The 5653-nt window shown below is 34.2% G+C and carries 11 protein-coding genes; 1 reads left to right on the forward strand and 10 read right to left on the reverse strand.

The genetic code is table 11. The annotated features are described in order from the left end of the window. Positions 1–215: 215 nt before the first annotated feature. Positions 216–404 carry a hypothetical protein gene (locus CN288_RS29190; RefSeq protein ID WP_176527757.1) on the reverse strand — a complete coding sequence of 63 codons (189 nt, stop codon included), beginning with the start codon at positions 402–404 and terminating at the stop codon, positions 216–218. A 552-nt stretch (positions 405–956) separates the two neighbouring features. Next, a complete protein-coding gene (locus tag CN288_RS27100; RefSeq protein ID WP_026592378.1) occupies positions 957–1472 on the reverse strand; it encodes a DUF3231 family protein in 516 nt (171 codons plus the stop codon). A 346-nt stretch (positions 1473–1818) separates the two neighbouring features. Here CN288_RS27100 and CN288_RS27105 point away from each other — a divergent pair, with 346 nt between their 5' ends. Continuing rightward, positions 1819–2124: a WGxxGxxG family protein gene (locus CN288_RS27105; protein WP_026592379.1), complete on the forward strand. Its 306-nt coding sequence runs from the start codon at positions 1819–1821 to the stop codon at positions 2122–2124. Between the two features lie 425 nt (positions 2125–2549). Here CN288_RS27105 and CN288_RS27110 read toward each other — a convergent pair whose 3' ends face one another. The 8 genes from CN288_RS27110 to CN288_RS27145 form a co-directional block, all read right to left on the reverse strand. Further along, positions 2550–2825 (reverse strand): stage V sporulation protein S, encoded by a 276-nt coding sequence (locus CN288_RS27110; RefSeq protein ID WP_090688809.1) that lies wholly within the window; start codon positions 2823–2825, stop codon positions 2550–2552. A gap of 165 nt (positions 2826–2990) precedes the next feature. After that, a complete protein-coding gene (locus CN288_RS27115; protein ID WP_098303571.1) occupies positions 2991–3533 on the reverse strand; it encodes a site-specific integrase in 543 nt (180 codons plus the stop codon). Then, positions 3533–4015: an ArpU family phage packaging/lysis transcriptional regulator gene (locus tag CN288_RS27120; RefSeq protein WP_090688803.1), complete on the reverse strand. Its 483-nt coding sequence runs from the start codon at positions 4013–4015 to the stop codon at positions 3533–3535. Before CN288_RS27120 ends, CN288_RS27115 begins: the two co-directional genes overlap by 1 nt. Positions 4016–4042: 27 nt before the next feature. Continuing rightward, the gene (locus CN288_RS29195) at positions 4043–4213 is read right to left on the reverse strand and encodes a hypothetical protein (RefSeq protein WP_090688799.1); all 171 of its coding nucleotides are present in this window, start codon (positions 4211–4213) and stop codon (positions 4043–4045) included. 115 nt (positions 4214–4328) lie between these two features. Further along, a complete protein-coding gene (locus CN288_RS27130; protein ID WP_090688796.1) occupies positions 4329–4451 on the reverse strand; it encodes a DUF3983 domain-containing protein in 123 nt (40 codons plus the stop codon). 30 nt (positions 4452–4481) lie between these two features. Continuing rightward, on the reverse strand, positions 4482–4877 hold the full coding sequence (locus tag CN288_RS27135; protein ID WP_098303572.1) for a hypothetical protein: 396 nt from the start codon (positions 4875–4877) through the stop codon (positions 4482–4484). A gap of 37 nt (positions 4878–4914) precedes the next feature. Further along, on the reverse strand, positions 4915–5331 hold the full coding sequence (locus CN288_RS27140) for a YopX family protein (protein WP_090688790.1): 417 nt from the start codon (positions 5329–5331) through the stop codon (positions 4915–4917). 106 nt (positions 5332–5437) lie between these two features. Further along, positions 5438–5653 (reverse strand): hypothetical protein (locus tag CN288_RS27145; RefSeq protein ID WP_098303573.1); only part of this gene is annotated, 216 nt, incomplete at its 5' end.

The raw sequence follows: 5653 nt of genomic DNA on the forward strand, positions 1-5653 counted from the left end.
TATTTCTTTACATCATAATTAAAGAGGCCAATCTTAATACTTTTAGTTTCTTTCAAAACAGCCATTAAACTAGCTACATTCTCATTCTTCGCATCAAGAATCATTTCTCCAGATTTATTCCTAAAAAATACGATCATCCCCTTTCCCCCTATCTATTCGACAGAAAAGAAGAATATCCTACATAATAAAAAGCACTCCATAAGGAATGCTTTTTATTATAAGTTTTCATATTTAGTTAGTTCTGTTTCAAACTGATTAATTGTATTTTGATATTGTTTTTTTATCGAATCCGTGAATGTCAGTACTGAAAGAAGATTCTCCATGATTTGTGTAAATTCAACTTCTCGAAGTAACTTATCGTAACTAATATAAGAGCAACCATGCACCAGTTGCCCTTTCGTCAAAATCTTATGTTATTACTATAAATACGGTAAATGAAGTTTTACTTTTAAAAAGTAGAAATCTGCCATTCACTAGAATAACAGTTTCCAAAAATAAACAAGTCGTGTTTGTATATCGCATATTTCATTTAGTTTGGTTAAGATGTTTTCACTCCTCTTTCATCTAACAACCGCGACAGACACTCTTGGTCGACTTATCAGACCGTCCTCACTCCATCTACCTAGAATGTTGTTAGCTGAAAGAGAGCAAAAGCTCTTCTTCACTTTCAACGTATGTCATGCAAACTATTGTGAATATCATGAACCGGCAATCCATTCAATCCACCAACCATCACCATTTGTCATGACGATCTATTATAAAGGTAGGCGTGAGTCGTGTTTTCCGCCACGCCCACAATACAAATATATCACCTTATTTCCAAAATGAGCGGCACATTTCCGGCCAAAAATCTGTCACGACTCTGCCATTTTATTTTAATTCGCTAATAACCTTTATTTCCCTAGACAAGCCCACTGCAACAGCCATAAAGAATAAATTAGATTTCTATTAAGGCATTACGCTTGATCTGATTGTTGAACATGTAATGGAGGCGGAATAATCCAACCTTTTTTCTTATTCAGACGAAGCAATATAGCTCCAGCTTGTGCTTTTTTCATATGGAATTGACCAAACATCATTCCTACATCTTCTCGAAGTGATTGTCCCATAGCTTGGCTACATGCTACCAAACCTGCTGCAAGACCTGCAGAAACCGTTGCCGCAATTTCTGCGTCATTTATACGAGCGCCAGGTGGAATAGTTTCAATAGATGCAACTGGTCTTTCTGGAGGTGCTGGCGGTAATGCAACACCATTTAATTTTAATAAATTTTTTAATTCTTCAACTTCTGATTGGATATCATTCTCTACGAGATTTTCTAAAAATTTCTTTAAATCCTCGTCTCCTGTGTGGTTAATAAGAACTTGATATCCAGCAATTGCACCTTGTGCCGCTGCAAGATAACTCCAAATCCCAAAGACTTCACCGTAGTGCATTGGTTCATTTTGTGGATTTCCACCTAAAACACCCATTAAAATATTCCTCCTTAAAGAAATTAATCTTTTAACAACAATGCTTACTATAGAAAAAATTTTCCCAACCATGTTCCAGATTAAAGAAAATAAGTTCTTATAACTCATAAGGAACACCTTACCCAAATATAGTAATTACACCTTATAGAATGTACTGTTTCAAAAAATTTATTCTGATAAATAGCACATATATTTTTATTAACATAATCCATTATTATCAGTACTTTTAATAATTAGAATTTAAAGATGGTCATCATAATTTCAACTCAAATGGACTTATATATTCTTAAACGAATATTACCTAAAGGAACTGGAGATATTACTAAACACGAAAGGAGGGAAAACTATGAAGAAAAAATTGTCATCTATTTTAAGTGCTCTATTACTAACTATTATGTTTTTTGGTACAAGTGTCCACGCTGAATACGATGGGAATAATATGAATAGAGTTAACAATAATGATATTACAACTCGAGTTAATGACAATAACATGAATAGAGTTAATTATGATACTAGAACTCGAAATGTGAATACAACAAATGATTTAAATAATGATCGTGATGATAATAATAATTGGGCGTGGCTTGGTTTATTAGGACTATTAGGTTTATTCGGTCTTAGAAAAAAAGAAAAAGAACCTGAAAGACGTTAATATAGAACATCGCATTTAACTTTAAAAGATACTTATTTATCAAAAGAATTCAAAACGAATAAACTATGAATCGCCTTTTATAAGGCGATTTTTTATTTTTTCAAAATCTATAATAATTATATAAAAACGGATACCATTAATCGGATACCATTAATCGGAAACAATGAATTTCTTAACTTGATGGTAATAATGGAGCGGTACGTCCATTTGACGAACTACGCTTCTTTTTTATGCCGTTGCTTCACTTACCCCTATCTTATATTTTGTGTAACTAAGCCAACCGCTGAACCACTTGCTATCAGTAACTTTATAAGACTTTCTATTTTGAGTTACACAACACAATAAAAATGGTTAACTATAAGTAAAAAAAGAAAAAGACCGACTTCTATCGGTCTTTTCAAATATTCTTATATTGTTGGTCTCTTCTAAGACCTAGATTTTCTAGGACCTACAATTAGTTTGATTGCTGTTCTTTCTTGATTATCGATTGAAACCTCTTGAAACGCTGGAATAAGAACCAAGTCAATACCACTAGGAGCTACGAATCCTCTTGCAATAGCAATGGCTTTAATCGCTTGATTTATAGCGCCAGCTCCAATCGCTTGAATTTCTGCATTACCGCTTTCTCTTAATACGCCTGCAATTGCGCCTGCAACTGAATTGGGATTTGATTTTGATGATACTTTTAATATATTTTCCATGTAAGTTGCTCCTCTGTTATTTAATCGCCTTTTTGGTTACTAACTGGAATGTAATTAACGTATCTTTAACTAATATTCATATCAAAAGCAAACAATACTATTGAATGTATTTATTCGATACTTTTTATGTTGTACCTGCCCATCTACATAAAAAAAAGCGAATTACTAAATCTTAAACTTATTCATCGCTCTATCCATTGCATCTTGGTTTACACCTATATATCTTAACGTGACCCTTTCCGATGAATGATTGAATATCTCCATTAGCAACGCTATATTCTTTGTCTGCATGTACATATGGTATCCAAATGTCTTCCGTAATGTATGTGTACCAATCTCATCTAAGCCAAACTCTGCCGCTGTACTTCTAAGTATTTTGTATGCCATGCTACGACCAATAGGCCTGTTACTACCTTGTCTGCTCTTAATTAAATACTCATGGTCCTCTCTTTCTTTAATGAACCATTTCAATTCTCTTCTTAACGCTGCAGTAATTTGAATACGCTTCTGCTTACCTGTTTTCATTTCACGCATTGAGATGTGACTCCCTTTCAAGTCACCAACCTTTAACTTCAAAATATCACTAATACGTAGGCCTGTATTGATTCTCATTACAAACAATATATAATTCCTGTCACTCTTTTCTTTTAGGTGCTCCTTTATTTGTTGTATTTGCTCTGGATCACGTATTGGCTGAACAAAATTCATTATTCATTACCTCCAGTTTCTTCAGTTTCATAAACTTCTAATCTAAGAGCAAAAGCAAGTTTATAAAATACTCTAGCCTTAACACGTCGATAAGTACGCTCGCTCATGCCGATTTCGTTATATACCATATAATCACATACATCTTCATCTTCTAAATAACGCTTAATGATGATGTTTCTTTGATCCTTTCCTGCACGCCCATTACCCAAACGACTAAGAAACTGGTCAATACGAAATGATGTTTGCTTAATCCACTCTTCTCGTTTACTTTGTTGTATATTAGCCATCGCTACATCTTCTAATGGCTTCCCTACATCATTTGTAGGTCCGTGATATCTAATTTCATAAGAAGGAGTGACTTTCATTTCTTCACGCATCATTCCAAACTGTCTATATAAACGTACACTTTCCAGAACACCTTCTAATTTTTTCTGCGTTGCTGCTCTATCGATTTTCGGTAAGAAAGATAATTGTTTAGTCATGTAAGACCACTCCTTTTTATTTTTAAATTACTTTTGTCTTAAAGCTCCGCGTCTACGTTCATAACAAGGTCTATGCATCCCCATTAAATCCTCAATTTCACGAGTACTTAATTTCTCTTTTTGTTTTTTCTTATTTTTCTTCTTTCCTTGCTTGGATTGCTTTTTCCATTCACGTAACTGATCCTTTAACGCCTTCATTTCCCCATCTCCTTTTTCAAAATAAAAAGGACACCTATTCATAAAACAGCTTTAATTGCTGCCTTAATGAATTGGTGTCCTCTAGTTTTCTAGCCGGACTGTATTCTGTTCGCTTTCACTTTAAAATACCAGCTTGTACAAATATATTTCTCCAAGCGTTATCGACTTGATGTTTCTCTACTGCCTTTGCGCGGCGAGCAATTGCTTTTCTTAACTTTCTTTTCTTCAAGCCTTTCATTCTCCCAACCTCTCTTTAATAAAGATTATTTTAATAAATATCAGTTGAAACAATTACAGATGGCTCTACATTGATTTTCATTAGTTTTCTATAATACACTTCATCATTGATAACAATAGATGTTTTTCTTGCCCCTTTATAAATCGGATTCCATTTTTTAAAGTCAGCCTCAGATATTAGTTTCCAAACTTTCACATCACCCATTGAATTTCTTAGATCGTCAGTATCATAACGTCCCCATGTCCAAAACATTTTTTCTAACCAATCATCCAACTCATTGTGTTGTACGAAAACATATGATGTATCACCACAGTCGCATTCTTCGAACACAAAGTAATACTTAGTTAAATAATCTTTTTGTTTATTCTCCACAAACTCTTTAAATGCTCTCCAGTTACTTTTTAGTCCCGTATCGAATGTTTTCAATTCAATCTCCTCTTTTCTATTAAAAGGATTATTTTGTTTAGTTTTGTAACAACTCCGGATTTTCATGGATATTACCTAAGACTTTTACATTGTCATACCATCTAAATTCGTATCCGGTGTATCCTCCATTCCCTGCATTTGCTTTGTACAGATTGATAGGACATTTCTTATATGTAGCCTGTTTCGTATCGTAAACAACAACCCCTGTCATTCTTTCTCCTGTTTCAATCATCGGGTTGTACCAGGTAACTACATCACCTTCATATATTTTTGTTCCTTCTGAATCCTTTTGATTGATATACTGCATAAGAGTATCGCCTTCTTTAATCGGATAGAAATCAATCGCGCTTTCCGAATCATAATGATCAGCCAAATCCCCACTATAAATCATTTTTGAACTTGGTCCTCTTCCCATCCAACCGTTTGTCCATGCTCTGAATTTAATTTCTCTCATTTCCCTCTACCTCCCTGTATAAAACTCAACATTCCGTCAATACTATAGATACAATCTTTCTCCAGTTCCCCATTGGAGCCGAGCAGTTAGCTTTTGCTAGCTGCTCTTATTCTTGTTTATCGAATGGACCTATATCCTCACCAATAGCACCTAAATAATTCTTATGATCCATTTCCCAACAATTCCGGCACATCTTTTTGCCAAGAACAAAGTCTAGTAAATGAGGTCCTCTTAATTCTTTTCTGATTTCACCACACCAATTACATTCCCCGCCATTTTCATACTCTGCCATGATTTTATTCACTTGATGTTCTGAAAGCTC

Origin of the sequence: Bacillus sp. AFS023182 (genome assembly GCF_002560575.1) — a bacterium.
In the GTDB taxonomy this organism is placed as follows: Bacteria; Bacillota; Bacilli; order Bacillales; family Bacillaceae_G; genus Bacillus_A; species Bacillus_A arachidis.